At 61.8% G+C, this 23,000-nt stretch carries 20 protein-coding genes and 1 tRNA gene; 15 read left to right on the forward strand and 6 right to left on the reverse strand.

The features are described from left to right. The first annotated feature begins 64 nt into the window (after positions 1–64). On the forward strand, positions 65–2,251 hold the full coding sequence (mutL, locus tag S6FBBBH3_RS02390) for a DNA mismatch repair endonuclease MutL (protein WP_170143796.1): 2,187 nt from the start codon (positions 65–67) through the stop codon (positions 2,249–2,251). Then, positions 2,251–3,126 carry a tRNA (adenosine(37)-N6)-dimethylallyltransferase MiaA gene (gene miaA, locus S6FBBBH3_RS02395; RefSeq protein WP_120176256.1) on the forward strand — a complete coding sequence of 292 codons (876 nt, stop codon included), beginning with the start codon at positions 2,251–2,253 and terminating at the stop codon, positions 3,124–3,126. Before mutL ends, miaA begins: the two co-directional genes overlap by 1 nt. A 157-nt stretch (positions 3,127–3,283) precedes the next feature. Here the strand turns inward: miaA and purM are convergent, their stop codons facing one another. Then, positions 3,284–4,312: a phosphoribosylformylglycinamidine cyclo-ligase gene (gene purM / locus S6FBBBH3_RS02400; protein WP_120176257.1), complete on the reverse strand. Its 1,029-nt coding sequence runs from the start codon at positions 4,310–4,312 to the stop codon at positions 3,284–3,286. Positions 4,313–4,611: 299 nt separating this feature from the next. Between purM and S6FBBBH3_RS02405 the strand changes: the two genes are divergently transcribed. The 6 genes from S6FBBBH3_RS02405 to rfbC all read left to right on the forward strand — a co-directional run bounded on the left by S6FBBBH3_RS02405 (position 4,612) and on the right by rfbC (position 8,754). Continuing rightward, the gene (locus S6FBBBH3_RS02405) at positions 4,612–5,280 is read left to right on the forward strand and encodes an HdaA/DnaA family protein (protein ID WP_120176258.1); all 669 of its coding nucleotides are present in this window, start codon (positions 4,612–4,614) and stop codon (positions 5,278–5,280) included. A 43-nt stretch (positions 5,281–5,323) separates the two neighbouring features. Beyond that, positions 5,324–6,016: an HAD family hydrolase gene (locus tag S6FBBBH3_RS02410; protein ID WP_120176259.1), complete on the forward strand. Its 693-nt coding sequence runs from the start codon at positions 5,324–5,326 to the stop codon at positions 6,014–6,016. Beyond that, the gene (pcnB, locus tag S6FBBBH3_RS02415) at positions 6,009–7,439 is read left to right on the forward strand and encodes a polynucleotide adenylyltransferase PcnB (RefSeq protein ID WP_120176260.1); all 1,431 of its coding nucleotides are present in this window, start codon (positions 6,009–6,011) and stop codon (positions 7,437–7,439) included. The genes S6FBBBH3_RS02410 and pcnB overlap by 8 nt, the downstream gene beginning before the upstream one ends. Then, positions 7,436–7,981: a 2-amino-4-hydroxy-6-hydroxymethyldihydropteridine diphosphokinase gene (gene folK, locus S6FBBBH3_RS02420; protein ID WP_120176261.1), complete on the forward strand. Its 546-nt coding sequence runs from the start codon at positions 7,436–7,438 to the stop codon at positions 7,979–7,981. Before pcnB ends, folK begins: the two co-directional genes overlap by 4 nt. A gap of 58 nt (positions 7,982–8,039) precedes the next feature. Next, positions 8,040–8,123 (forward strand) — tRNA-Leu (locus S6FBBBH3_RS02425). Between the two features lie 94 nt (positions 8,124–8,217). Then, complete coding sequence (gene rfbC / locus S6FBBBH3_RS02430; protein ID WP_120176262.1) at positions 8,218–8,754, forward strand: dTDP-4-dehydrorhamnose 3,5-epimerase; 537 nt, start codon at positions 8,218–8,220, stop codon at positions 8,752–8,754. A 35-nt stretch (positions 8,755–8,789) separates the two neighbouring features. Here the strand turns inward: rfbC and mog are convergent, their stop codons facing one another. Further along, a complete protein-coding gene (gene mog / locus S6FBBBH3_RS02435) occupies positions 8,790–10,292 on the reverse strand; it encodes a molybdopterin adenylyltransferase (RefSeq protein ID WP_120176263.1) in 1,503 nt (500 codons plus the stop codon). 69 nt (positions 10,293–10,361) lie between these two features. Beyond that, positions 10,362–10,934 (reverse strand): ribosome biogenesis factor YjgA, encoded by a 573-nt coding sequence (gene yjgA / locus S6FBBBH3_RS02440; RefSeq protein ID WP_120176264.1) that lies wholly within the window; start codon positions 10,932–10,934, stop codon positions 10,362–10,364. 171 nt (positions 10,935–11,105) lie between these two features. Between yjgA and S6FBBBH3_RS02445 the strand changes: the two genes are divergently transcribed. The 7 genes from S6FBBBH3_RS02445 to S6FBBBH3_RS02475 all read left to right on the forward strand — a co-directional run bounded on the left by S6FBBBH3_RS02445 (position 11,106) and on the right by S6FBBBH3_RS02475 (position 19,260). Further along, complete coding sequence (locus tag S6FBBBH3_RS02445; protein ID WP_120176265.1) at positions 11,106–12,473, forward strand: TldD/PmbA family protein; 1,368 nt, start codon at positions 11,106–11,108, stop codon at positions 12,471–12,473. Positions 12,474–12,570: 97 nt separating this feature from the next. Next, complete coding sequence (queA, locus tag S6FBBBH3_RS02450; RefSeq protein WP_120176266.1) at positions 12,571–13,614, forward strand: tRNA preQ1(34) S-adenosylmethionine ribosyltransferase-isomerase QueA; 1,044 nt, start codon at positions 12,571–12,573, stop codon at positions 13,612–13,614. A gap of 29 nt (positions 13,615–13,643) precedes the next feature. Then, positions 13,644–14,777 carry a tRNA guanosine(34) transglycosylase Tgt gene (gene tgt / locus S6FBBBH3_RS02455; RefSeq protein ID WP_120176267.1) on the forward strand — a complete coding sequence of 378 codons (1,134 nt, stop codon included), beginning with the start codon at positions 13,644–13,646 and terminating at the stop codon, positions 14,775–14,777. Positions 14,778–14,942: 165 nt separating this feature from the next. After that, entirely contained in the window at positions 14,943–15,281 is a 339-nt protein-coding gene (gene yajC, locus S6FBBBH3_RS02460; protein WP_120176268.1) for a preprotein translocase subunit YajC, read from the forward strand. Positions 15,282–15,435: 154 nt separating this feature from the next. Beyond that, positions 15,436–17,331 (forward strand): protein translocase subunit SecD, encoded by a 1,896-nt coding sequence (secD, locus tag S6FBBBH3_RS02465; RefSeq protein WP_120176269.1) that lies wholly within the window; start codon positions 15,436–15,438, stop codon positions 17,329–17,331. Between the two features lie 20 nt (positions 17,332–17,351). Continuing rightward, positions 17,352–18,284, forward strand: coding sequence for a protein translocase subunit SecF (gene secF / locus S6FBBBH3_RS02470; RefSeq protein ID WP_120176270.1), 933 nt, complete (start codon positions 17,352–17,354; stop codon positions 18,282–18,284). Between the two features lie 157 nt (positions 18,285–18,441). Then, positions 18,442–19,260, forward strand: a complete 819-nt coding sequence (locus S6FBBBH3_RS02475; RefSeq protein ID WP_120176271.1) for a TIGR02391 family protein — start codon at positions 18,442–18,444, stop codon at positions 19,258–19,260. A gap of 382 nt (positions 19,261–19,642) precedes the next feature. On the opposite strand, the gene S6FBBBH3_RS02480 is transcribed toward S6FBBBH3_RS02475, so the two are convergent. From S6FBBBH3_RS02480 to S6FBBBH3_RS02490, 3 genes are read right to left on the reverse strand one after another with little or no spacing between them, the layout of a single operon-like run. Continuing rightward, positions 19,643–20,017 (reverse strand): DMT family protein, encoded by a 375-nt coding sequence (locus S6FBBBH3_RS02480; protein WP_120176272.1) that lies wholly within the window; start codon positions 20,015–20,017, stop codon positions 19,643–19,645. 14 nt (positions 20,018–20,031) lie between these two features. Next, positions 20,032–21,492, reverse strand: a complete 1,461-nt coding sequence (locus S6FBBBH3_RS02485) for a DUF3482 domain-containing protein (RefSeq protein ID WP_120176273.1) — start codon at positions 21,490–21,492, stop codon at positions 20,032–20,034. A 5-nt stretch (positions 21,493–21,497) separates the two neighbouring features. Further along, positions 21,498–22,991: a DUF2868 domain-containing protein gene (locus S6FBBBH3_RS02490; protein WP_120176274.1), complete on the reverse strand. Its 1,494-nt coding sequence runs from the start codon at positions 22,989–22,991 to the stop codon at positions 21,498–21,500. Positions 22,992–23,000 lie beyond the last annotated feature (9 nt).

Consider the following 23,000-nt stretch of genomic DNA (forward strand, 5'->3'; position numbering starts at 1 on the left):
GAAGACGCCCGAAGCGCGGCTTAACCGTTCTTCAGGATTTTGTAATCCCGTACCAAGGATCTTCATGCCATCTGAGAATCGCCGTCCTCCCATCCGGGAGCTCTCCTCCGAGCTCATCAGTCAGATTGCGGCGGGCGAGGTGATCGAGCGCCCCGCGTCGGTCGTCAAAGAACTCGTGGAAAACTCCGTCGACGCGGGCGCCATGAATATCGAAGTGCGTGTCGACGGGGGCGGCCTGAAGCGCATCGTCGTTACGGACGACGGCTGCGGCATCCCGAAGGAAGAGCTTCCGCTCGCGCTCAAACGCCACGCGACGAGCAAAATCCGCAACCTCCTCGACCTTGAGAACGTTGCGACGCTCGGCTTTCGCGGCGAAGCGCTCGCTTCGATCGACTCGGTTTCGGCGGTGACGATTCAAAGTCGAGCGACGGGCTCCGAGCGCGCTTGGGAACTTTCCGAAGGCGAACTCGTCCCCTCGGCGGGCCCTCAGCAGGGCACGCGCATCGAGGTGCGCGACCTCTTTTACAAGACGCCCGCCCGGCGCAAATTCATGAAATCCGAGGCGACGGAGAACGCGCACGTCGTCGCGCAGCTCCATCGCGTCGCCTTGGCGAACCCCGCGGTGCGCTTCGTCCTCTACCAGAACGGTCGCCAGACTTTCGACTTGGAGGCCGTCGAAACGCAGGACGAACGCATCGTCGCTCTGATGCCGAGGGCGTTCGAGGGCGGTTACCGCTCGGTCGACAGGGAAGAGTCCGGCATGCGCTTGACGGGCCTCGTCGGACTTCCGACCCTCTCGAAGCCGAAGGGGGACGCACAGTACCTCTTCGTCAACGGTCGCTTCGTGCGCGACCGAACCTGCGCGCACGCCGTGCGCCAGGCGTACCAGGACGTGCTTCACGGGCAGGCGCAACCCCTCTATTGTCTCTTTCTCACGGTGCCCGCCGCCGAGGTGGACGTGAACGTGCACCCGACGAAGACCGAAGTGCGTTTTCGCAACACGCAGCGGATCCACTCCTTCGTCGACCGGGCGGTCGGCGAAACGTTGGCGCCCCCTCGGACGGGTGAAGAGGAAAGCGATCGGCTTTCGGCCGAAGGCCTGGCCGACTCGGCAACGGCCCCGGGTCCGTCTCTTGCGCCCCGTCCCCGGTACGAACCCCGCTATGAGCCCCACTCTGTGTCGCCCAATCGGCCGCTCAAAGAGCCGCACCGCGAACCCGAGGCGTACGTCGCCTCGACGCCCCGCACCGCCCCCGAAGCGTCGGAGCGCCTCTCGGCTTCTGCCGTCGATTCGGCGCTGCGTCTTTTCGGTGCGTCGGAGGCCGTCAGGGACCATGTCCTTGAGCCGAATACGTCTTCGGGCGCGCGCCTTCCGCAAAGCTTCCGCGATTTCCCGAGCCCCGGTCCCGCTCCTGCGTTCCCTTCCGCTCCGGTCGAGCAACGTACTTTCGGGTTTGACAAAGTCACCGAGGCCTATGCCGGTGCGGTCGATGCGGCTAATGTGGCCGATGTTGCGGACAGTGCCGACGTGGGGTTCGAGTCTCGGATAGACGTTGCAATGCCCGAGAGCGTCGTGCCGTCTGCGGACTCCGTCGAGCCCGTTCGCGTGCGTGAAGAGCCGACATCCGAACCCGTTCTCCCGAGCGACGCTCTGCCGATGGGGCGCCTCGGGCGTCCCGTCGCTCAGATTGCCGGCCTCTACGTGATTGCCGAAAACGAAGAGGGACTCGTCATCGTCGATCAGCACGCGGCGGCCGAACGCATCACGTATGAAAAACTGAAGGCCTCGATGGCCTCGCACACGATGCCCGTGCAGCCGCTTCTGCTTCCGCAGGTGATTCGCGTATCGGCCGTTGAAATGGCGACTTTCGAAGAACACTCGGACGCGTTGAAAGAGATGGGGATCGAACTTTCGGTCGCGGGTCCAGACTCGCTCGCACTTCGCGCCGTGCCGGCGATCCTGCACGATGCGCCCATCACGGCGCTCGAAAACACGGTGCGTGCGGTGCTCGAAGACCTGGAGGCCTACGGCGAAAGCTCCCTGATCGAAGAAGCCCGAAACAAGATTCTCGCGACCATGGCCTGCCACGGTTCGATCCGTGCCAACCGCAAGCTCGCCGTGAAGGAAATGGAAGAGCTTCTGCGCGCGATGGAGCGCACGGAACGGTCGGATCAGTGCAACCACGGTCGCCCGACCTGGACGCAATTGACGGTCGCGGAACTCGACAAACTTTTCATGAGAGGCAAGTAATGACGGAACGCAAGCCCGATGCGGTGATGATCATCGGACCGACGGCTTCTGGAAAATCCGCCTTGTCGTTGGAAATCGCCCGACGCATCCCCGTCGAAATCATTTCCATGGACTCGGCGCTCGTCTATCGGGGGATGGACATCGGGACGGCGAAGCCGACGCTCGAAGAGCGTTCAGTCTGTCCCCACCATCTGATCGACATCCGCGACATCGGCGAAAGCTACAGCGCGGCCGAATTTCTGGAGGACACTCTGCGGCTTGTTCCGGAAATTCGGGCTCGCGGGAGAGTGCCTTTGATCGTGGGCGGAACGATGCTCTACGCCAAGGCGCTTCGCGATGGTCTGAACGACATGCCGAGCAGCACCCCCGAGGTGCGGGCCGAGGTCGCCGAAGAGGCGGCTCGGATCGGTTGGCCCGCCATGCACGCCGAACTCGCGCGCGTCGACCCAGTCACGGCGCAGCGCCTTGCGCCCAACGACAGTCAGCGTATCGGTCGCGCGCTCGAAGTCTTTCGCATGACGGGGCGCCCCATTTCGTCCTTCCACAAAGAGAAGACGGAGTCGCCCCTTTCCTGCGTTACGGTCGGGGTCCTTCCCGAAAATCGCAAGGAACTCCATGCCCGCATCGAGGCGCGCTTTGACACCATGCTTCGCGACGGGTTCCTCGACGAAGTGCGCGCCCTGATGAAGCGCCCCGATTTCGACCCCGACAGTCCGGCCATGCGCGCGGTGGGTTACCGCCAGGCCGTCGACTTTTTGAGCGGGCGCTGCGATGCGTCCGCCTTCCGTTGGGCGGGCATCGCCGCCACCCGTCAGTTGGCCAAGCGTCAGATCACGTGGATGCGGGGTTGGAGTTTGGATTTCGTCTCAAACTGAAATCGACTCGGCCATTGCGGCGGAACCGATCATGAACGTGCTCGATCCCGCGAAATTCCGATAACCCTGCAAACGAAACGGCCCCGAGAAATCGGGGCCGTTCGTTATTCGGGCATCGCGCATCCCGCACGAGCGGGGTGCCGGGACGTTCCGAGGATCAAAGCACCACGCAGGCGGCTTCGCCTTCAAGGCGTTCGACGACCGAGCCGAGCGTGAAGACCTTTTCGCCGGCGGCTTCGAAGGCCTGCTTGGCCTTGTCGGCGTCTTCGGCCTTGACGATCACGACCATGCCGATACCGTTGTTGAAGACGCGGTGCATCTCATGGCGGTCGATGTTGCCCTTTTCTTCGAGCCAGTCGAAGATCGCGGGACGGGTCCAGGACGCGCCGTCGATGCGGGCCTGAACGCCTTCGGGGAGCACGCGGGGCACGTTTTCGATGAGGCCGCCCCCGGTGATGTGGGCCATGCCCTTGATCGTGACCTGCTTCATGACTTCGAGAACCGACTTCACGTAGATGCGGGTGGGTTCCATGACGCGGTCGGCGAGCGTGGCGCCATCAAAGGGCATCGACCAGTCGGCGCCCGAGACTTCGACGACCTTGCGGATGAGGGAGAAGCCGTTCGAGTGGGGGCCGCTCGAAGCGAGGCCGAGAACGACGTCGCCCGGGCAGATCGTGGTACCGTCGATGATCTGATCCTTTTCGACAACGCCGACCGCGAAGCCCGCGAGGTCGTATTCGCCTTCGGGGTACATGCCGGGCATCTCGGCGGTTTCGCCGCCGATCAGCGCGCAACCGGCCAGCTCGCACCCCTTGGCCACACCGGTGACGACGCGCGAGGCGACGTCGACGTCAAGCTTTCCGCAGGCGTAGTAGTCAAGGAAGAAGAGGCTCTTCGCACCCTGCACCAGGATGTCGTTCACGCTCATCGCGACGAGGTCCTGACCGACCGTGTCGTGGCGGCCGAGGCGGAAAGCGAGCATCAGCTTCGTACCCACGCCGTCTGTACCGGTGACGAGGACGGGGTTCTTGTACTCTTTGCCGACTTCGAAGAGGGCGCCGAAGCCGCCGATGGAACCGAGCACGCCGGGGATGAGCGTGCGCTTGGCCGCAGGCTTGATGCGTTCAACGAGCTCGTCGCCGGCATCGATGGAAACGCCGGCAGCCGCGTAGGAAAGTTGACTCATGGATAGTCTCACGGAAGGGTAGGAACTCCCGGAGCCCGGCCGGACAAAGCGCAATCGACGGGGAGCATCGGGTTGCGAGGACGGGTCCGGTAGTGGTTGATGAAAAGTGCTTGAAGTATAAGACATCGACCCGAGGGCTTGTCGGCGCAAGGTCGACTGAAAACGGTTGCGTCGAAGCGCGTCTACAGCAGGGTGCGGTCCCGCTCGTCGGTTTCGCGGTCTCGGGCAAGCCAGAAGACGGCGGATTCGAGGTAAACTCTGCACAGTTTTGTGATGCAGACCTCAACGTGACAGCCGGCATGCAGGAACCCGATCAATATCTACTCGACCTCCCTGAACTTCAGGAACGCGACCTCCCGACGCTCGACAACTTCGTCGTCGGCGCGAACGCGGAGGTTGTGGCCGTGCTTCGGGAGATGGCGCAGGGAAGCGGACCGAAGTTCCTTTACCTCTACGGCCCGCAGGGGTGCGGTCTCACGCACCTTCTGAAAGCCGTGAATCCCGGAAACGGCACGCCGCAGTTCCGCGTCCCCGTCTTCAAGGCGGGAACGCCGCTCTACACGGTGGACGACGTTCACGATCTCGATCTCGGGTATGCGCGACAGCTCTTTGCGCTTCAGAATGCGGTCTATGCCGATCCGACGGCCAAATTGATCTGTGCCGGACGCACGGCGCCGCAAAAGCTCAAGTTGGCCGAGGCGATTCGCAGCCGCCTCGCTTGGGGTCTTTCCTATGCCGTCAAGCCGCTGGACGAAGAGGAGCGCTTCCGGGTGCTCGCGCGCCTTGCGTCTCTGCGCGGCATCCGCATGACGCCCGACATCGAGCGCTGGATGACGACGCACCTGCCGCGCGACATGCGCACGCTCACCCGCGTTCTGGATCTTGCCAATCAGTTGGGTCTTCGCGGCAAGCGCCGCGTCTCCCTTGCCGTGATCCGCGAGGCGGCCGACGTTCTGGATCTCCATTGAGCTCCGTCGCCCGCGCTTTGTCACGGACAGCAATAGTTGAAGAATGAAATTAGCCGTTTTTGATTTAGACGACACGTTGCTCCCCGTGGATACGGGGAACCGGTGGCCTCGCTGGGTGGCGAAGTGCGCCGGACTCGACCGGAAGGCTTTCGACGCCAAGGTCGATGCGTTTGCCGAGGCGTACCGTGCGGGCACGTTCTCCCCGGAAGAATTGGTGCGTTTCCACACGGAATTGCTCGCGCGCTTTCCCCGCAAAGAGCTTGACCTCTGGCGGGCGTCCTTCATCGAGTCGGTCGTGAAACCCGCACTGCGGCCGGAAGCCGCGGCGCTCGTTGAAAAAGAGCGTGCCGCGGGTGCCCTACTCCTTCTTGCCACGGGCACGAACCGCTACGTGACCGAGCCCGTCGCCCGACTTTTCGGCATCCCCAACCTGGCGGCCGTGACGCCCGAAGAAACGCCCGAGGGCGAATTCACCGGGAATTTCATCGGATCGCACTCGTACGGCGAAGGGAAGCTTTCGCTCGTCACGGATTTCGTGCGAACGCTCAAGGCGACGGAGCCGCTCTCGGTGACGGCCTACAGCGATTCCATCAACGATCTGCCGCTTCTCAACTATGCCGCGGGCACTGCGGATGGCGCCGCCGTTGCCGTCAATCCCGACCCGAAGCTGCGCCGGGAAGCCGAGGAGCGCGGTTGGACGGTACTCGACATTTTTGGGGAAGCACACCATGTTTGAGCGCATCATTCGTCGCGTCCGCGCGTTCATGGGTTCGGGACCCGATACGAGCGTCGTGAAGGAACCTCGCATCTACACGAAGGAAGAGCACGGCATTTCGCCCGACCTCGTTTCGTGGGAAGCCAAGCGTACGTGCGAACTCCTGCATGCCCGCGGCTTCAGAGCCTACATCGTGGGCGGGGCCGTGCGCGATCTTCTTCTCGGCGTCAAGCCGAAGGATTTCGACGTGGCCACGGACGCCACGCCCGAACAGGTGAAGCGCGCGCAGCGTCGCGCCGTCATCATCGGGCGTCGTTTCCGGCTCGTGCACGTCATTTTCGGCCGTGAAATCATCGAGTGCTCGACCTTCCGCGCTCTCGAAGGCGCGGGGGTCCGCAAGGACGCTTCGGGGCGCGTCATTTCCGACAACGTCTTCGGCGAAATGTGGGAGGACGCGGCGCGTCGCGACTTCACGATCAATGCGCTCTACTACGATCCCGCCACCGAAGAGCTCTGCGACTACCACCACGGTTTTGAAGATATCGGCAAGAAGCGCCTGCGCATGATCGGCGAACCCGCCGAGCGTTACCGCGAGGACCCCGTGCGCATGTTGCGCGCGGTGCGCATCGCTTCGAAGCTAGGTTTCGAAATCGAGCCGCAGACGCGACGTCCCATCGCCGAAATGGCGAAGCTTCTCTCGAACGTGCCCACGGCCCGTCTTGTCGATGAACTTCTGAAGCTCTTTACCTGCGGTCATGCCGTCGAATGCGTGAAGGCGCTTCGAAAGGAGAACCTGCAAAAGGCGGTCTTCCCGGTGCTCGACGTGATTCTCTCGGAGCCCGACGGGGAGCGCTTCCTCATGTTGGCGCTTCAGCGAACGGACGAACGCATCGCCATCGGGAAGAAGATTTCGCCCTCGTTCCTTTTCGGAACGCTCCTTTGGCCCCAGGTGATCAAGCGCTGGCGCCACAACTTCGAGGCGCGCGGCATGTCGTACATGGGGGCGCTCTATTCGGCCTCTCAGGACGTGTTGGCCACGCAGTGTCAGCAACTCTCGATTCAGCGCCGCTACCAGGTCGACATGCACGACCTTTGGATGATGCAGGCGAAGCTCGAGCGTCGCACCGGGAAGAACCCCTTCGCCGTGATCAATCATCCGCGTTATCGCGCCGCGTACGACTTCCTGTTGCTGCGCTCCCTCGTGGGCGAAACCGAAACCGAGCTCGTCACGTGGTGGGAAACCTTTGCGGAAGCTTCGGAAGAGGAACGTCACGAAATGATCGAGGCCGCGCAACGCGAGGCCCGTCAGAACGCCGCGAACCAGCGTAAGAAAGCTTCGCCCGACGTGCAGGGCGGGTCTCCGGAGGGAACGACAAGTTCGTCGAAACGCCGCCGTCGTCCCCGTCGCCGCTCGTCCCGCAACAAAGCGGAGTCGGCGGAATGAAAAAGGCGTTCGTTGCGCTCGGCGCCAACCTCGGTAACCCCGTCGAAATGTTGCATGCGGCGCTCGACGACATGCGCGCGCTCCCGGGGGTCGAGGTCCTGCGCGTCAGTCGCTTTTACCGTACGTCGCCCGTCGACTCTTCGGGCCCCGACTACGTGAACGCGGTGGCGTCCGTAACGTTCGAAGGGACGCCCGAAGCGTTTCTGCACGAACTGCAGGCAATCGAAGAGCGCCGCGGGCGCGTGCGCCCCGCGGGCGTACACAACGCCCCGCGCACGCTCGACCTGGATCTTCTTGAGGTTGAAGGGGAAGTGCGTTCGACCGCATTCCTCACGCTTCCTCACCCCCGCATGACGGAGCGGCTCTTCGTTTTGGTGCCGCTTCGCGACGTGGCGCCCGACTGGCGAGCCCCGAACGGGGAAAGGGCGGCCGAGCTGATCGAAGCCGTCCGTCGGGCGGACGCGACGCAGAAGATCGAGCCGCTTGAAGCGACGGAAGCATCCGAAGCCGTCGATTCGGACGACCCTCGGGACGAACGATGAAAAAACACTGTGCTCCCGAACCGAAACGGGAGCGCTTCTGATATACTTCGTCCTCTCTCCCCGGATGGCGGAATGGTAGACGCAGCGGATTCAAAATCCGCCGGGTAAAACCGTGTGAGTTCGAGTCTCACTCTGGGGACCACCACTGAAAAGTCCAGTCGACGATCGATCGCCTGGGCTTTTTTGCTTTTCGGCGTGCCGACGGCGCGCCCTGTCGAAGACTTGGAGACTTCACCATGCGCGTCGAACGACTCGAGCTCGACGGACCGATGCTTCTTTACCCGAACGTCCATGCCGACGATCGGGGGTACTTTTCGGAAACGCTCAGCTTGCGCGACCGGACGTGCGCGTTGCCGTACTTCGTGCAGGAAAACGAAAGTTGGACGCGTCGAAAGGGGACGTTGCGCGGGTTGCACTTCCAGCGCGGAGCTTCGGCACAGGCCAAGCTCGTACGGTGCCTGACGGGGACCGTGCGGGACGTGATCGTGGACATTCGGGCGGGAAGCCCGACGCGGTTTCGATGGCTTGCGGTCGAACTTTCGGCACACGACCACGCGATGCTCTTCATCCCGAAGGGCTTCGCGCACGGCTTTCTCACGCTGACGGACGACGTCCTTTTTCAGTACAAAACCGACGCCTATTACGATCCGGCGAGCGAAGGAGCCGTTCGATGGAACGATCCGACGCTCGCCGTCGATTGGGGTGTTGAAACGCCGATCCTTTCCCCGAAGGATGCCGCGGCCCCCTTCCTGGAGGCCGCAAATCTCGGCTGAGCGCCGGCCGACGGCCGGCGCTTCTCAAGTCGAGCTCAGAAGCTCTGAGCCACGGAGCGAAGGAATCGCCCGAGGTCGTAGAGTTCCTCGCCGCCCACTTCGTGCTCCATGTCGTAGGTCTTCCACGAGAAGGCGGGAGCCACTTCGCGGATGACGCTCGCGCTGCGCTCCGCCGTGACGGGCGAAACCACGCTGTCGAAGACGCCGTGCGCCATGAAGACGGGCGTCGCGCGGCCCGCGGCCGTTGCTTCCGAGTAGAGGCGCTGAGCAAGCGGCAGGTAGCCCGAAAGCGCGGCAATGCCGCCGATCGGAGCGGAAAGACGCAGACCCGCGTAAAGCGAAATGGCCGCCCCCTGGGAGAAGCCCCCGAGGACGATGCGACGGCGGGGAATGCCGTTCGCTTCAAGTTCGTCGATCAGGGCCGACACACGGGCCGCGGACTCGCGAATGCCGAGCACGTCTTCGTTTTCGTCGATCGTGTGGCTGCGCAGATCGTACCAGCCGCGAAGCGGAAAGCCTGGGTGAAGCGTCAGTTCGCGCACCGGGGCGTTCGGCATCACGAGGCGGCAGACGGGGCCGTCCTGATGCAGGATTTCGTCCGCAAGCGGCAGGAAGTCGCGATTGTCGGCGCCGAGCCCGTGCAACCAGACGAGCGTCAGCTCCGCGGGCGCATCCGTGCTGCGGGGCGTCGCAAAGACGATCTCCGACGGGCCGAACGGCGCCGGAGCGGGTTCGGCACGTTCCTCACGGGGTTCGATGCCGGTCTCCGCCTTCGGTTCGGCTTGCTGTTCGGGTTTCGGCTCCGTCTTCGCTTCGGGCGCGGCCTGAGCGGGCGTCGCTTGGGGTTCGACGGGCTTGGCGGGCTCGGGAGCGGTTTCGGGCTTGCGAGCTTCGTCGGCCTTCGCTTCTTCGGCGGGGGCGGCTGCCTTCGGACGGCGGGCGCTCTTCGGGCGGAAGGCTTCGACCACGTCTCCGTTCGTCTCGATGTAGGGGCCGCCGATCAAGTCGATGCAGTAGGGGACGGCGGCGAAAATGCCGTTCACGAGCACCTTTCCGTCGTCGTCGCGCAGGCCTTCGAGCGTTTCGGCAATCGCCTTGGGACGCCCGGGGAGATTGAGAATGAGCGCGGCATGATCGGGCGTTTCACGAAGGACGCCCACCTGGCGCGACAGAATCGCGGTGGGAACGAAGTGGCCCGAAATCGCGCGCATCTGTTCGCCGAAGCCGGGAAGCTCGCGCGTCGCGACGGCGAGCGTTGCCTCGGGCGTCACGTCGCGGCGGGCGGGACCCGTCCCGCCCGTCGTGAGAATGAGGTCGCAGCCGATGATGTCGACCAACTCGCGAAGCGTCTTTTCGATTTCGAAGCGTTCGTCCGGAATCAGGCGCTTGTGAACCCGAATGGGGTTCGTGATGGCCTTTTTGCACCAGGCTTCGAGATTGGGGATGCCTTCGTCCGTGTATTGACCGCGGCTCGCACGGTCGGAAATCGAAACAAGACCGAGGATGAGTTCGTTTTCGGTACTGCGGGGCGGCTTCATGCTCGTCCTCCAAAAGAGAGGCCGTCGGAAAAGCCGACGGCCGAAGTGAAACTGTGCGAATGCGCCGGGTTAGCGGCCGTCTTCCTCGTCCTCGTCGTCAGGCGCGTAGAGGGAGACGGGTTCGTCAAGCAACGCGTGCAGGAACTTGTAGAGTTCGCGGGCGCTCTTCGGGGGCTTTTGCAGTTCGCGCTCGCGGCGGGCGTTGCGCACGAGCCCGCGAAGCGTCTGAATGTCGACGCCCGGATGCTCGTCGATGAACTTCGTGAGGGCCTTGTCGTCCGCAATCATCTGTTCGCGAAGCGTTTCGCAGCGGTGCAGGAGCGCCACGGCGGCCTTGGATTCGCCCGTCGCGCGGTCGATGGCTTCACGTACGGCCTTCGGATCCATGTTGCGCATCTTCTTGCCGATGAGTTGCAGCTGTCGGCGCTGCGCGCCGAAGGAGCGCATGCGGCGGAATTCGAGAATCTCGACGAGCACGTCTTCGGGCAGATCGATGCGCTTGAGCTGATCGTCGCCGAGTTTCGTCATCTCCTTGCCGAGATCCTGCAGTTCGAGCTGTTCGCGTTTCAGCTGCGATTTGGAAGGGCCTCGATAGCGGTCTTCCGATTCGTCGTCTTCGTCGTAGTAGGCGTCCTCACGCATGGGCGGCACCGTTTGTTCAGAAAAGTTCAGGGTTTCGAAAACCCTTATGATAACGGGTTTCCCCGAGGCCTCGGGGGGGCGCGTCGCTCGTCCTTTCGGAGGAGACGGAGCGCGGCTCGACCGAGGTTCCGAGGGTTCGTTTACTCATTACGCTTCGCATCGTTTTCCGCCATGACGAATTCCGCTTCTCCTTTGCCGGACGCTTCCCTTGAGACCACCGCACAACTCGCCCGTTGGGCGATCGAGCGCGCGAAGCAGCTCGGTGCGGACGAGGCGTGTGCCGAAGTGAGCTTTGACAAAGGCCTCTCGGTCGCAACGCACCTGGGGGAAATCGAATCGGTCGAGCACTCGGACGAGACGGTCCTCACCGTGACCGTCTGGAAAGGAAAGCGCCGCGGCCGGGCGAGTACCTCCGACCTTTCGGAGCGCGCGATGGAGGCCGTACTGAAGGGCGCCGCGGAGATCGCCTCCGTCGCGGCGGAAGATCCGGCGACGGGGCTTCCCGACGAGCGGGATCTGCAGACGGAATTTCGCGAGCTCGACCTCTGGCACCCGTGGACGGGGACCGTGGAGGACGCCGTCGAACTCCTTACCCGCATGGAATCGGCCGCCGAGGCGTACGACAGCCGCATCACGAATTCGGACGGCGCGCGCTTTGAGACGTCGGAGGGTGCCTTTACGCTCGCGAACACCCTGGGCTTTTGCGCGGGCTACCGGTACGGGCGGCACAGCATGGACTTGGGCTCCATTGCCGAGGATGCCCGCGGCATGCAGCGCGGCGACGCCTGGACCGAAGAGCGAAGCGTCGCTCGACTGAAAAGTCCCGAAGTGCTCGGGCGGCTCGCCGCCGAGCGCGCCGTGGCACGCCTCGGGGCAAAGCCCCTTTCGAACCGTACGGTGCCCGTACTGATCGATGCGAACATCGCAACGGGGATGCTCGACATGCTCGCAGGTCTCCTCTGGGGCGGTGCGCTCTACCGTCACGCTTCGTGCCTGGAGGGGCGAGAAGGAACGGCCGTTTTCCCTTCGCACGTTTCCGTTCTGGAGTCCCCGTACACGGTCGGTGCGATGGGCTCGGGCGTTTTCGACGACGAAGGCTGTGCGGGGCTGGAGCGCGCCGTCGTCGAAGAGGGCGTGCTGCGCGGCGTCTTCCTGACGTCCTACAGCGCCCGAAAGCTCGGTCGACGCACGACGGGGAACGCGGGCGGCGCCTACAACCTCGCGCTCGTCTCGAGCCGTACCGAAGCGGGCGACACGCTTCCCGCCATGCTCGAGCGTCTCGGCACGGGTTTTTACGCGACGGAGGTGATCGGCCACGGGTTCAACCCCGTGACGGGCGACTATTCGCGCGGTGCCTCGGGTTTCTGGGTGGAAAACGGCCGCATCGTCGCTCCCGTCGAAGGCGTGACGATGGCGGGGAACGTACTCGACATGATGGCGGGACTCGTGGCCGTGGGGAGCGACGTCGCGATGAACGGCGCCCGCTCTTCGGGGAGTCTTCTCCTCTCGCCCCTGATGCTCGCGGGTTCGAACGACTGAGTCGGCGCGCACCGAGGTTTTTCAAGTACAATCACGCACTTTGCTTTCCCGACCGTTCGCCCGCGAGCGGTCATCAACGTCTCTGGCCGGTCAAGCCATGCAGGAACAATTTCTCTCCGACTTTGATTTTGAGCTCCCTCCCGAGCTCATCGCTCAGTATCCGCTTGCGGACCGCTCCGCATCGCGTCTTCTCCACATCACGACGGACGTCATCGAAGACAAGCGCTTCACGGACATCGAGTCCTATCTGCGTCCGGGCGACCTCCTGATCGCCAACAACACCCGCGTCATCAAAGCGCGCTTGCTCGGGCGCAAGGAAACGGGCGGCGCCGTCGAGGCGCTCGTCGAACGCGTCACGGGCGAGAAGTCCGCGATTGCCATGGTGCGCGCGAGCAAGTCCCCGAAGCCCGGCACGAAGCTGATTTTTTCCGCCGACGGCGCCGAAGAAACCGTGATCGTAACGGGGCGTCAGGGCGAATTCTTCGTGCTCGAATTCGATCGTCCCGTGCTCGACGTCCTGGAAGCTTTCGGCAAGGTTCCGCTTCCTCCCTACATCGAACACGCCGCCGAAAAGAGCGACGAAGGTCGCTATCAGACGGTCTACGCGAAGTACCCGGGCGCCGTGGCGGCGCCGACGGCGGGTCTGCACTTTACGGACGAGTTGCTCGAACGCCTGAAGGAAAGGGGCGTCGACATCGAATACGTCACCCTGCACGTGGGTGCGGGCACGTTCCAGCCCGTGCGCGTCGAGAAGCTTTCCGAGCACCACATGCACTCCGAGTGGTATTCGATGCCCGCGGACGTTGCCGAAAAGATCAACCGCGCGAAGGCCGAAGGCCGTCGCGTGATCGCGGTCGGCACGACGTCCCTGCGAACGCTTGAGAGCGCGGCCGACCGCATCGGGCACGTCGAAGCCGGAGCGCGCGACACGGCGCTTTTCATCACGCCGGGCTACACCTTCCGCATCGTCGACGCGCTCGTCACAAACTTCCACCTGCCGAAGTCGACGCTCGTCATGCTTGTTTCCGCCCTCGTCGGGCGCGAACGCATCCTCGAAGCGTACCGTCACGCGGTCGATGCGAAGTACCGCTTCTTCAGCTACGGCGACGCCTGCTTCATCGAAAAGGCGCCGGGCGCCTGATCGAGCCCACAAACAAGGACACGAACGAAATGGCTTTTTCCTTCAAGGTCAAAACCACGTGCGGCAAGGCCCGCCGCGGCGAACTGACCCTCAACCACGGCGTCGTGCAGACGCCGATCTTCATGCCCGTCGGCACGTACGGCTCCGTCAAGGCGATGGCGCCCTACGAACTGAAAGAAGTGGGCTCGCAGATCATTCTCGGCAACACGTTCCACCTGTGGCTGCGCCCGGGGCTTGAAGTGATCGAAGCCCACAAGGGGCTGCACGACTTCATGCAGTGGGACAAGCCCATCCTCACCGACTCGGGCGGCTTCCAGGTCTTCAGCCTCGGGGAGCTGCGCAAGATCACCGAAGAGGGCGTGAAATTCAGCAACCCGATCAACGGGAACAAGCTCTTTTTGACGCCCGAAATTTCGATGCAGATCCAAAAGACGCTCAATTCCGACATCGTGATGGTGCTCGATGAGTGCACGCCCTACAAGATCGGCGACCGTCCCGCGACCGAACTCGAAGCCGCGAAGTCGATGCGCATGAGCCTTCGCTGGGCGAAGCGCTCGAAGGACGAGTTCGAGCGCCTCGAAAATCCGAACGCGCTTTTCGGCATCGTTCAGGGCGGCATGTTCACGAAGCTTCGCGAAGAGTCGCTGGACGGCTTGAAGAGCATCGGCTTTCACGGCTACGCCTTGGGCGGCCTCTCGGTGGGCGAACCCAAGGAAGAGATGCTGCGCATTCTCGACGAAGTGGCGCATCAGCTGCCCGACGATCGTCCCCGCTACCTGATGGGTGTCGGTACGCCCGAAGACCTCGTCGACGGCGTCTCCTCGGGGATCGACATGTTCGACTGCGTGATGCCGACCCGCAACGCGCGCAACGGCTGGCTCTTCACGCGCTTCGGCGACGTGAAGCTCAAGAACAGCCGCTACCGCAACGACCTTCGCCCGCTCGATCCGTCGTGCAACTGCTACACGTGCCGCAACTTCAGCCGCGCGTACCTGCACCACCTGCACAAGGTGGGCGAAATCCTCGGGGCGCGACTCAACACGATCCACAACCTCCACTTCTACCTCAACCTCATGCAGGAGATGCGCGACGCGCTCGAAGCGGGGACGTTCGAGGAGTGGAAGACGCGCTTCCGCGAGGATCGCGCCCGCGGGATCGAGTGATTTTTCCCCGTGCTTCGCGGAGGGCGACCTTCGGTAAGTCCCGACGGACCCTTGAAAATCCTTAAGGTCTCGCGGAAGGTTTCCCCTCTATAATGCAAAAATCGCTCGCTTCGGGCCTCTCGCAGGCGCGAAGCGGGTTTTGGACTAGCCACTTCCGGAGTAGAAATGTTTTTTGTTACTGACGCCTTGGCGGCGGAAGCCGCCCCCGGCGGTATGGAGGGTTTCCTCCTTCAGGTCGTTCCCCTGATCGTCATCTTCGTGGTTTTCTGGTTCTTCCTCATTCGTCCGCAGCAGAAGCGCCAGAAGGAACATCAGCAGATGTGCGAAGCGCTTGCCCGCGGCGATGAAGTCATGACGCTCGGCGGTCTTTCGGGTCGCATCGAAAGCGTCGGCGAACAGACGATCAATCTGCAGATCGCCTCCTGCGACGGCAAGCCCGTCGTCGTGACGATGCAGCGTGCGGCGGTTCAGATGGTTCTCCCGAAGGGATCCATCAAGTTCTGATTCCCGCTGGAATTCAAAAAGGCGTTGAGGGCGCGTCCCTCGACGCCTTTTGAGCTTGAGCCGAAAGGCTCGGGCAAGGTCGGGGCAACGGGCCCCGACGGACAAAAGGGCCGGTAAAGCCCTTTTTTGCGCATTGAACGGACGGAGTAAGCGGATGAATCGCTATCCTCTTTGGAAATACATCATGATCGGCATCGTGCTCGTCATCGGGCTCATCTACACGTTGCCGAACTTCTACGGCGAGTCGCCTGCGGTGCAGATCTCGTCGGGCAAGGCTACCGTCAAGGTGACCGAAGACACGCTCAACCGCGTGCAGACGGCGCTGGCGAACGCCAAGCTCAACCCGAACGGCGTCTTTTTCGAACAGGGCGCCCAGCAAAATACGATTCGCGTGCGGTTTGATCCGACTCAGACCGAAGAGCAGCTTCAGGCCCGCGAAGTGATCGATCACGCGCTCAACAGCGATCCGAAGGATCCGAGCTACATCGCGGCGCTCAACCTCGTGCCGAACACGCCTCAGTGGCTCCTTTCGATCCGCGGTCTGCCGATGTACCTCGGTCTCGACCTTCGCGGCGGCGTGCACTTCCTCCTGCAGGTCGACATGCGCGCGGCGATCACGAAGCGCGCCGATGCAACGGCGGCCGACCTTCGCACGCAGCTGCGCGACAAGCGCATCCGTCACACGGGCATCAACCGCGTCGGCAACGACGTCGAAGTGAGCTTTGCGACTGCGGAAGAACGCGCCCGGGCAAACGACCTTCTGCGCAACACGCAGACGGATCTGCAGCTGACGCTCCCCGAAACGACGAAGGCTCCCTTCATCATTCGCGCTTCGCTGACGCAAAAGGCCATTCAGGCCGTGCAGAACAACGCTCTCAAGCAGAACATCGCGACGCTGCACAACCGAATCAACGAGTTGGGCGTGGCCGAACCCGTGATCGCCCAGCAGGGTGCCGACCGCATCGTCGTGCAGCTCCCAGGCGTTCAGGATACGGCCAAAGCAAAGGACATTCTCGGTCGTACGGCGACGCTCGAAGTGCGCCTGGTCGACGACTCGCCCGAAGCGCTCGCACAGCTCGCTCAGGGGAACGTTCCCTTCGGCGACGAAAAGTATACGGACCGCGAAGGTCGTCCGATCCTCGTGAAGCGCCGTGTCATCCTCACGGGCGACAGCCTCAACGACGCGCAGCCGGGCTTCGACAGCCAGACGCAGGAACCGACCGTCAACCTCGAACTCGACAACCGCGGCGCCCGCATCTTCCAGGAAGTGACCCGCGAAAACGTCGGCAAGCGCATGGCCATCCTGCTCTTTGAAAAGGGCAAGGGCGAAGTCGTGACGGCGCCGGTGATCCGCCAGGAAATCGGCGGCGGCCGCGTGCAGATTTCGGGTGCCATGACGACGATCGAAGCGACCGATACGGCGCTTCTGCTGCGTGCCGGTTCGCTCGCCGCGCCGATGGAAATCGTCGAAGAACGCCTGATCGGGCCGAGCCTCGGCGAAGCGAACATCGAAGCGGGCTTCCGCTCGACGCTCTACGGTTTCATCATCATTGCGGTCTTCATGGCGCTTTACTACCAGGTCTTCGGTCTGGTGTCGGGTATCTCGCTCATCTGCAACGTGATGATGCTTGTCTCGATTCTCTCGCTCATGCAGGCGACGCTCACGCTGCCGGGTATCGCGGCCATCGCGCTTACGCTCGGTATGGCCGTCGATGCGAACGTGCTCATCAACGAACGCGTGCGCGAAGAGTTGCGTATCGGCCGCTTGCCGCAGACGGCTATCGCGGAAGGTTACGACCGCGCGTTTGCGACCATTCTCGACTCGAACATCACGAGCCTGATCGCCGGTCTGGCGCTCCTTATCTTCGGCTCGGGCCCCGTGCGCGGCTTTGCCGTTGTCCACTGCCTCGGCATTGCGACCTCGATCTTCACGTCGGTCGTGGTGTCTCGTGCGCTCATCAACCTCATCTACGGCCGCAAGAAGAAGCTGACCGCCGTTCACATCGGTCAGGTCTGGCGTCCGGATGCGGACAAAGCGTCGGCCAAGTGATCTGAGGGAGAACTACGCAAATGGAATTTTTCCGCATTCATAAAACGATCCCCTTCATGCACTACCGCCACGTGCTGAACTCGATTTCGCTCGTGAGCTTCGTCGTGGCGGTCTACTGGATCTTCGCACACGGGCTGGCGTTCTCGATCGAGTTCACGGGCGGTACGCAGATCGAAGTGAACTTTCCGCAGGCGGCCAACACGGAGCAGATCCGTACGGACCTCGCCAAGGTCTCGAAGGAAGTGCTCGTGCAAACCTTCGGCTCCTCGCGCGACGTGGTGATCCGCGTTCCGACGAAGGAAGGCCAGACCTCCGGTCAGGTTGCCGCTGAAGTGATGAAGGTCCTCGAAAAGACGACTCCGGGCGTGCACATGAAGAGTACGGAGTTCGTCGGTCCGCAGGTGGGTGACGAACTTGCCCGAGACGGCGGTACGGCGCTTGCGCTCGTCGTGGTCGGCATCATGATCTACCTCGCCTTCCGCTTCGAATGGAAATTCGCTCTCGCGGCCATCATCGCGAACCTGCACGACGTGGTGATCGTGGTGGGGATCTTCTCCGTGATGCAGTGGGAGTTCACGCTTCCGGTGCTCGCGGCCGTCCTCGCCGTGCTCGGTTACTCCGTCAATGAGTCGGTGATTATTTTCGACCGCGTTCGCGAGCACTTCCGCAAGATGCGCCGCGCGGACACGATCGAGGTGATCAACTCGGCCATTACGGCGACGATCTCGCGTACGGTGATCACTCATACGTCTACCCTCTGCATGACGCTCTCGATGTTCTTCTTCGGCGGCCCGGCGTTGCACTACTTCTCGCTCGCGCTCACGATCGGCATCCTGCTCGGCGTCTACTCGTCCGTCTTCGTGGCGGCGGCCATCGCGCTCTACCTCGGCGTCAAGCGCGAGGACCTCGTGAAGACCGTCAAGAAGGATGAAGTGGAACAGATGGTTCCGTGACGAGCCAAATAACTTCAAAAAAGAGAGGGGAATTTCTCCTCTCTTTTTTTGAGTGGAAAACATGTGCAATATCGCTCTTTCGTAAGGGCTATCTGCTCAGATGGCCTTATACCTTCGATATTCCTGAGTATAAGCTTGATGTGAAAGGAGATGCTCTATGGGGTTGCCGCAGTTAAATGAAGCTCAACTTGTGCAAATTGCTCATGTCTTGGGGTCCACTGACAATGGATTTACGGGTTCTGAGATTGGGCGTCTTCTGGCGCAGAGGGGCTTGGAGGATCCGGGTTCAGGATTTACGAAGTGGAAACGGATTTATAATGCTTTTTGTATTGCCGTAAATAACAGTCAATCCACTAGTGTTGTGTTTGACTTCATGTTGGATTGTATGGATCCCGCTCAGGGGCTAGGGAAGAATTATGAGCGGTATAAAAGGATGCAAGCCGGCCTAAATCAAGTTTTAATGCTTGTGGGTATTGAAATAAGGGACGATGGAAAATTTCATTCGATTACAAAGGCGCAAACTCTTGAGGAGGTCCGACGGAGGACAAAGTCACTGCGTGAGAAATTGAATACTTATGGTGTGCATCCAGAAGTATTGAAATGTTGTCGCGATGAGCTACTAGCGCAGGATTATTTCCATGCCGTTCAAGAGGCAACAAAGAGCCTGGCTGGTAGAGTAAGAGAGATGTCAGGCTTAAAGACAGATGGGGCAGAGTTATTTAATGTCGCGTTTGGACAAAAAGAAAAATATATTGCCTTTAATAGATTAGAGAGCCCCAGCGAAAAGAGTCAACAAAATGGACTTAAGGAAATGCTATGCGGTGTTTTTCATATGGTCAGGAATGTTACTGCACATGAGCTTAGAATCCACTGGGATATCAATGAAAAAGATGCAGTGGATATATTGATTCTTATTTCATATCTCCATAAATTATTGGATGAATGTGTGCCTGTTCCAGGGCGAAAGAGTGGCTAAGAGGGATGAAAACATCAAATCCTATAAATGGATTGATCTTGAGTGGAGATACTGACCAGGAGCGTGCAGAATCTGCGCAGATCCTCTATTGAATCAACTAGGGTGAGCGCTTTTCGGGGTTGCATGTGGCGCACCTGAGAAGTGGACATGCTCGCGAGAGTGCGCTCTCGTTGCTGTCAATTCAGGGTTTGTAAAGCAGACTCTTTCGATGGTGCTGAAGCTGCTATCGACAATGATTAGTTTTGAAAAAACAGATTTTACAAAGTCGAGCAACTCGCGATGGTCACAAGTTTGCGATTGTCTTGCTTTCTTTACAAAGCAATGAATTGGGTTATCACTTTATAAAACCCGATGAAATTCAAGTAGGTCATGAAGGAAATTCTTACTTGATAAAAACGAAGAACACCGCTCCGACCATGCAGGCAAAGGCCGCGAGGTGGTTCCAGCCGAGCGCCTGGTTTTGGAAGGCGACGAGCGAGAAGACGGTGAAGACGAAGAGCGTGATCACCTCCTGGATGATCTTCAGCTGCACCAGAGTGAAGGGGCCGCCGTTGCCGACAAAGCCGATCCGGTTGGCGGGAACCATGAAGGAGTATTCGAAGAGGGCGATCCCCCAGGAAAAGAGAATGACCGTGTAAAGCGGCCAGCTGCTGATCAGCTTGGCGCTCTGAAGTTTCAGGTGGGCGTACCAGGCGAGCGTCATGAAGACGTTCGAGACGAGAAGAAGACCGACGGTGGTAAGGCCTTTCGTAAGCATGATGGCGGACGAGCTCAGACAGAGCGGTTGTAGAGCATGGTGAAGACGGCGCGAAGCACGGAGTCGATGCGCTGCGTAAGGAGCGGAAGCCCTTCTTCGGCCGCCATGTTTTTCAAGTCCGGAAGATCCATCGGTTGTGCGTTCAGGGCGTCCGTCGCGGCTTTCTTCCAGAATTCCGGACTTTCGCCTTCGGCCCAGTCGCCGCGCCCGCGCCCGAAGTGCGCGACCGCGAGGTAAAGGAGCACGGCCTCTAGGATGAAGCCCTTGAGCGCGTGCTCGCTCCAGGAAATTTCAATCCCGGACTTTTCGTGACGAGCATTGTAGAGCGTTGCGGCACCGATGCCGCCGATCGCACCGATCAAACCGCCGATCAGGGTCCCGAGACCGAGACTGAGGCCGCCCGTCGCGAAGTCGGTTGCGGCTCCGACGGCCGCGCCCGAGGTGGCGCCGATCCCGGTGCCGACCGCGGCGGCGCTGCCCGGATCGATCGAGTAGGCGGCGAGCTCCCAGTCGGTTTTCATGCGGCGAAGGATTTCTTTGGAGACGCCGCTGCCGCGCAAACCGTTCAGTTCGATGAGCGCGTTCGTGAGCGCGCAGAAGCTGTCGGCCGCTTGGGCGGAAAGGGCCGTTTGCGCGTCCGACAGACGATCCTCTTCCTTTTTCATGAGACCGAAATGCTTGACCATCGTGAGCATGTGGTCTTTGAGGGTCGGGGTCGGCACCGTTTCATGCGCCGTGATCTGCCGCCAGACGTGCAGGGCGATGGTGTCGAGCGAACTCGAATAAACGGCCCGGCGTCCGCGAATCCAGACGGTGCGCAGCGTGTCGAAGGTCGTCTGCGATTCGGGGGGAAGCGCTTCGGCCAGCGCGTCGAAGAGCGCTGCTTCCTGCACCCAGCACCGCGCAAAGGCATCCATGGGAAGGACGCTTTTGACGAAGTCGTACGGTGCGAGTTCGCTCTTCCAGAGTTCGAGTTCGGCTCGTTCGTCTTCGGGCGGACGGGGCTTCCCCATCTGGTTGAGAAGCACGATGACGGGCTTGCCGATCCAAGAGAGGATCCGCATCTCGGCGGGGATGTAGGGCGTGACGGACGGCCGTTCGGCGGCGTTCACGAGGTACAGCACGACGCTTGAGGTGTCCCGAATGTGGCGGACCGCCCGCTGATCGAGCCAGAAGGCTTTGTTCGTGAAGCGGTCCCACACTTCGGAGAGAAACCATCCGACCGGGTTCGAGCGCTCGGACAAGCGTTTCGCAAGCGCCACGGAGTTCCCGAACCCCGGCGTATCCCAAAGAACAAGTTCGCACCCCGCGGGACCGCGGGCGAGCACGTAGTCGTCCGTCGTTTCGGTAACGTGCGCCCGGTCGGCCACTTCACCCACGTCACGCATGAGCAGTGTTCGGGCGAGCGTTGTCTTGCCGATGTTCGTGTGGCTGACGAGGCTCAGATGAATGCGAAGCGGATCGGTTGTACTCATGACTCTCAATTGGGTTGAAACGCGTCGGCGCTCGAGCCGACCAACGCCTCAAGGGCGTCGATGAATTCGGGGGAGGCGTCCGCAAGATCGAGTGCCGCAATGCGGACGCCGTGATCGTGCGCGAACGTCTCCCAGAGCGCCAGACGGCTCCGGACGTTGGGCGCGTCTTTGCCGAAGCGCGCAAAGAGGGAAGAGACGTCGAGCAGCACGACGACGTTCTCGGAAAGGGCCGTAAGGAACCGACCGTGAATTTCTTCTTCGGGCGTGGCGGAAGCGTCGAGCGCCACCCAGAAGAGGCGCTCCGAAGCGCCTTCTTTTTGCACGCGTTCGAGAACCGCTTCGGGCGTCGTATCCCAGAGTTCGGCGGGGACGATTTTCAGAGCGACGTCCCGGGCCTTGAGGAGCGCCTCGGTGCGGCGGCAAAGGTCCGTCCAGTCCTTCCCGTGCGTTTCGGGTACGAGCACGACGACTTCGCGGCGACGGGCTTCGTTGTCCGAGAGGAGAAGTCGCCGATAGTAGGGAGTCGTTACGGGGAAAGGAAGCGCCTTTTCGCGCCGACGAATGCGCAACGTCGCGACAAACGCGAGACTCGCGCGGGGAACAAGTACCAGAGCGGCGATGAGGCCCATGAGGCGCAACAACCACGACGTGGATTCGGTAAGCGGTGCGGAAAGCCCGTCGGCAAGATTCATGAGCCGCACGTGTTCGACGTCGGGCATGGGTTGAGAGCCCGGCACGAGCCCGTAGGTCGCGTTGAGAATGCCGTGGACGATGTCGGGTCGGTCGGCAAGCCACGTGCTTTCCCACCCGACGACATAAGCCGTCCCGATGCCGCGAACGGCAAGACTCGTCAGAAGGCCGATTGCAAAAGCCAGGGTTGCCAGGTGGAGTGCCTGCGCGGCGCAGAGGGTGAGCTTCGGCGCCATGAGGGGCGCCCAACGCGCCCAAAAGCGCGTGCGGAGGCCGTCCTTTTTGAGGCCCGGAAGGTGCAGTTTCTCGAAGAGCCGCACCAGGGCCGATCGCAGGGGCGCGCCGACTGACTTTCCCGTCAGGGCGCCCGCGCCCTGAACGAGAAGAAGGAGATAGACAAAGATATTCCAAAGGAAGAAGGCGAGAAGCGGAGGCGACAAAAGATTCACCACCGATCCCGTCGTGGCGAGTCGGTCCGTGAGCACCCCCGCAAGATAGCCGAGCATCGCGAGCGTCAGAAGGACGGGGGTCGTGGCGATGCCCGTTCGTTCGAGCGTCGTTTTGACGCGACGCTCTTTGAGTCGCGCCAGAACGAGTCGCGCTCGCAGCGGCAGAAACAGACCCGGCGTACGCCGTTCGCCCGCCAAGTGGCGGGCATCCCGCGTTGCGGCGGCGGCATCGGCCGGGGTCCAAACGGCCTTCTCGCCCGGGGCGACCTCGGTCGGCGTTTCAAGAAGCTCGGAGAGAAGGACGTCTCGGGCGTCCTTCTCGGAGAGCCGGACCGTCGTGGGCAATTGACGCTCGCGCATGGGGATGTT

This window comes from Sutterella megalosphaeroides, from assembly GCF_003609995.1.
In the GTDB taxonomy this organism is placed as follows: Bacteria; Pseudomonadota; Gammaproteobacteria; order Burkholderiales; family Burkholderiaceae_F; genus Sutterella; species Sutterella megalosphaeroides.

Bases quoted from the DNA above. Each gene is read 5' to 3' on its own strand.
- mutL (WP_170143796.1), top strand. From the start codon at position 65: ATGCCATCTGAGAATCGCCGTCCTCCCATCCGGGAGCTCTCCTCCGAG.
- miaA (WP_120176256.1), top strand. From the start codon at position 2,251: ATGACGGAACGCAAGCCCGATGCGGTGATGATCATCGGACCGACGGCT.
- purM (WP_120176257.1), bottom strand. From the start codon at position 4,312: ATGAGTCAACTTTCCTACGCGGCTGCCGGCGTTTCCATCGATGCCGGC.
- S6FBBBH3_RS02405 (WP_120176258.1), top strand. From the start codon at position 4,612: ATGCAGGAACCCGATCAATATCTACTCGACCTCCCTGAACTTCAGGAA.
- S6FBBBH3_RS02410 (WP_120176259.1), top strand. From the start codon at position 5,324: ATGAAATTAGCCGTTTTTGATTTAGACGACACGTTGCTCCCCGTGGAT.
- pcnB (WP_120176260.1), top strand. From the start codon at position 6,009: ATGTTTGAGCGCATCATTCGTCGCGTCCGCGCGTTCATGGGTTCGGGA.
- folK (WP_120176261.1), top strand. From the start codon at position 7,436: ATGAAAAAGGCGTTCGTTGCGCTCGGCGCCAACCTCGGTAACCCCGTC.
- rfbC (WP_120176262.1), top strand. From the start codon at position 8,218: ATGCGCGTCGAACGACTCGAGCTCGACGGACCGATGCTTCTTTACCCG.
- mog (WP_120176263.1), bottom strand. From the start codon at position 10,292: ATGAAGCCGCCCCGCAGTACCGAAAACGAACTCATCCTCGGTCTTGTT.
- yjgA (WP_120176264.1), bottom strand. From the start codon at position 10,934: ATGCGTGAGGACGCCTACTACGACGAAGACGACGAATCGGAAGACCGC.
- S6FBBBH3_RS02445 (WP_120176265.1), top strand. From the start codon at position 11,106: ATGACGAATTCCGCTTCTCCTTTGCCGGACGCTTCCCTTGAGACCACC.
- queA (WP_120176266.1), top strand. From the start codon at position 12,571: ATGCAGGAACAATTTCTCTCCGACTTTGATTTTGAGCTCCCTCCCGAG.
- tgt (WP_120176267.1), top strand. From the start codon at position 13,644: ATGGCTTTTTCCTTCAAGGTCAAAACCACGTGCGGCAAGGCCCGCCGC.
- yajC (WP_120176268.1), top strand. From the start codon at position 14,943: ATGTTTTTTGTTACTGACGCCTTGGCGGCGGAAGCCGCCCCCGGCGGT.
- secD (WP_120176269.1), top strand. From the start codon at position 15,436: ATGAATCGCTATCCTCTTTGGAAATACATCATGATCGGCATCGTGCTC.
- secF (WP_120176270.1), top strand. From the start codon at position 17,352: ATGGAATTTTTCCGCATTCATAAAACGATCCCCTTCATGCACTACCGC.
- S6FBBBH3_RS02475 (WP_120176271.1), top strand. From the start codon at position 18,442: ATGGGGTTGCCGCAGTTAAATGAAGCTCAACTTGTGCAAATTGCTCAT.
- S6FBBBH3_RS02480 (WP_120176272.1), bottom strand. From the start codon at position 20,017: ATGCTTACGAAAGGCCTTACCACCGTCGGTCTTCTTCTCGTCTCGAAC.
- S6FBBBH3_RS02485 (WP_120176273.1), bottom strand. From the start codon at position 21,492: ATGAGTACAACCGATCCGCTTCGCATTCATCTGAGCCTCGTCAGCCAC.
- S6FBBBH3_RS02490 (WP_120176274.1), bottom strand. From the start codon at position 22,991: ATGCGCGAGCGTCAATTGCCCACGACGGTCCGGCTCTCCGAGAAGGAC.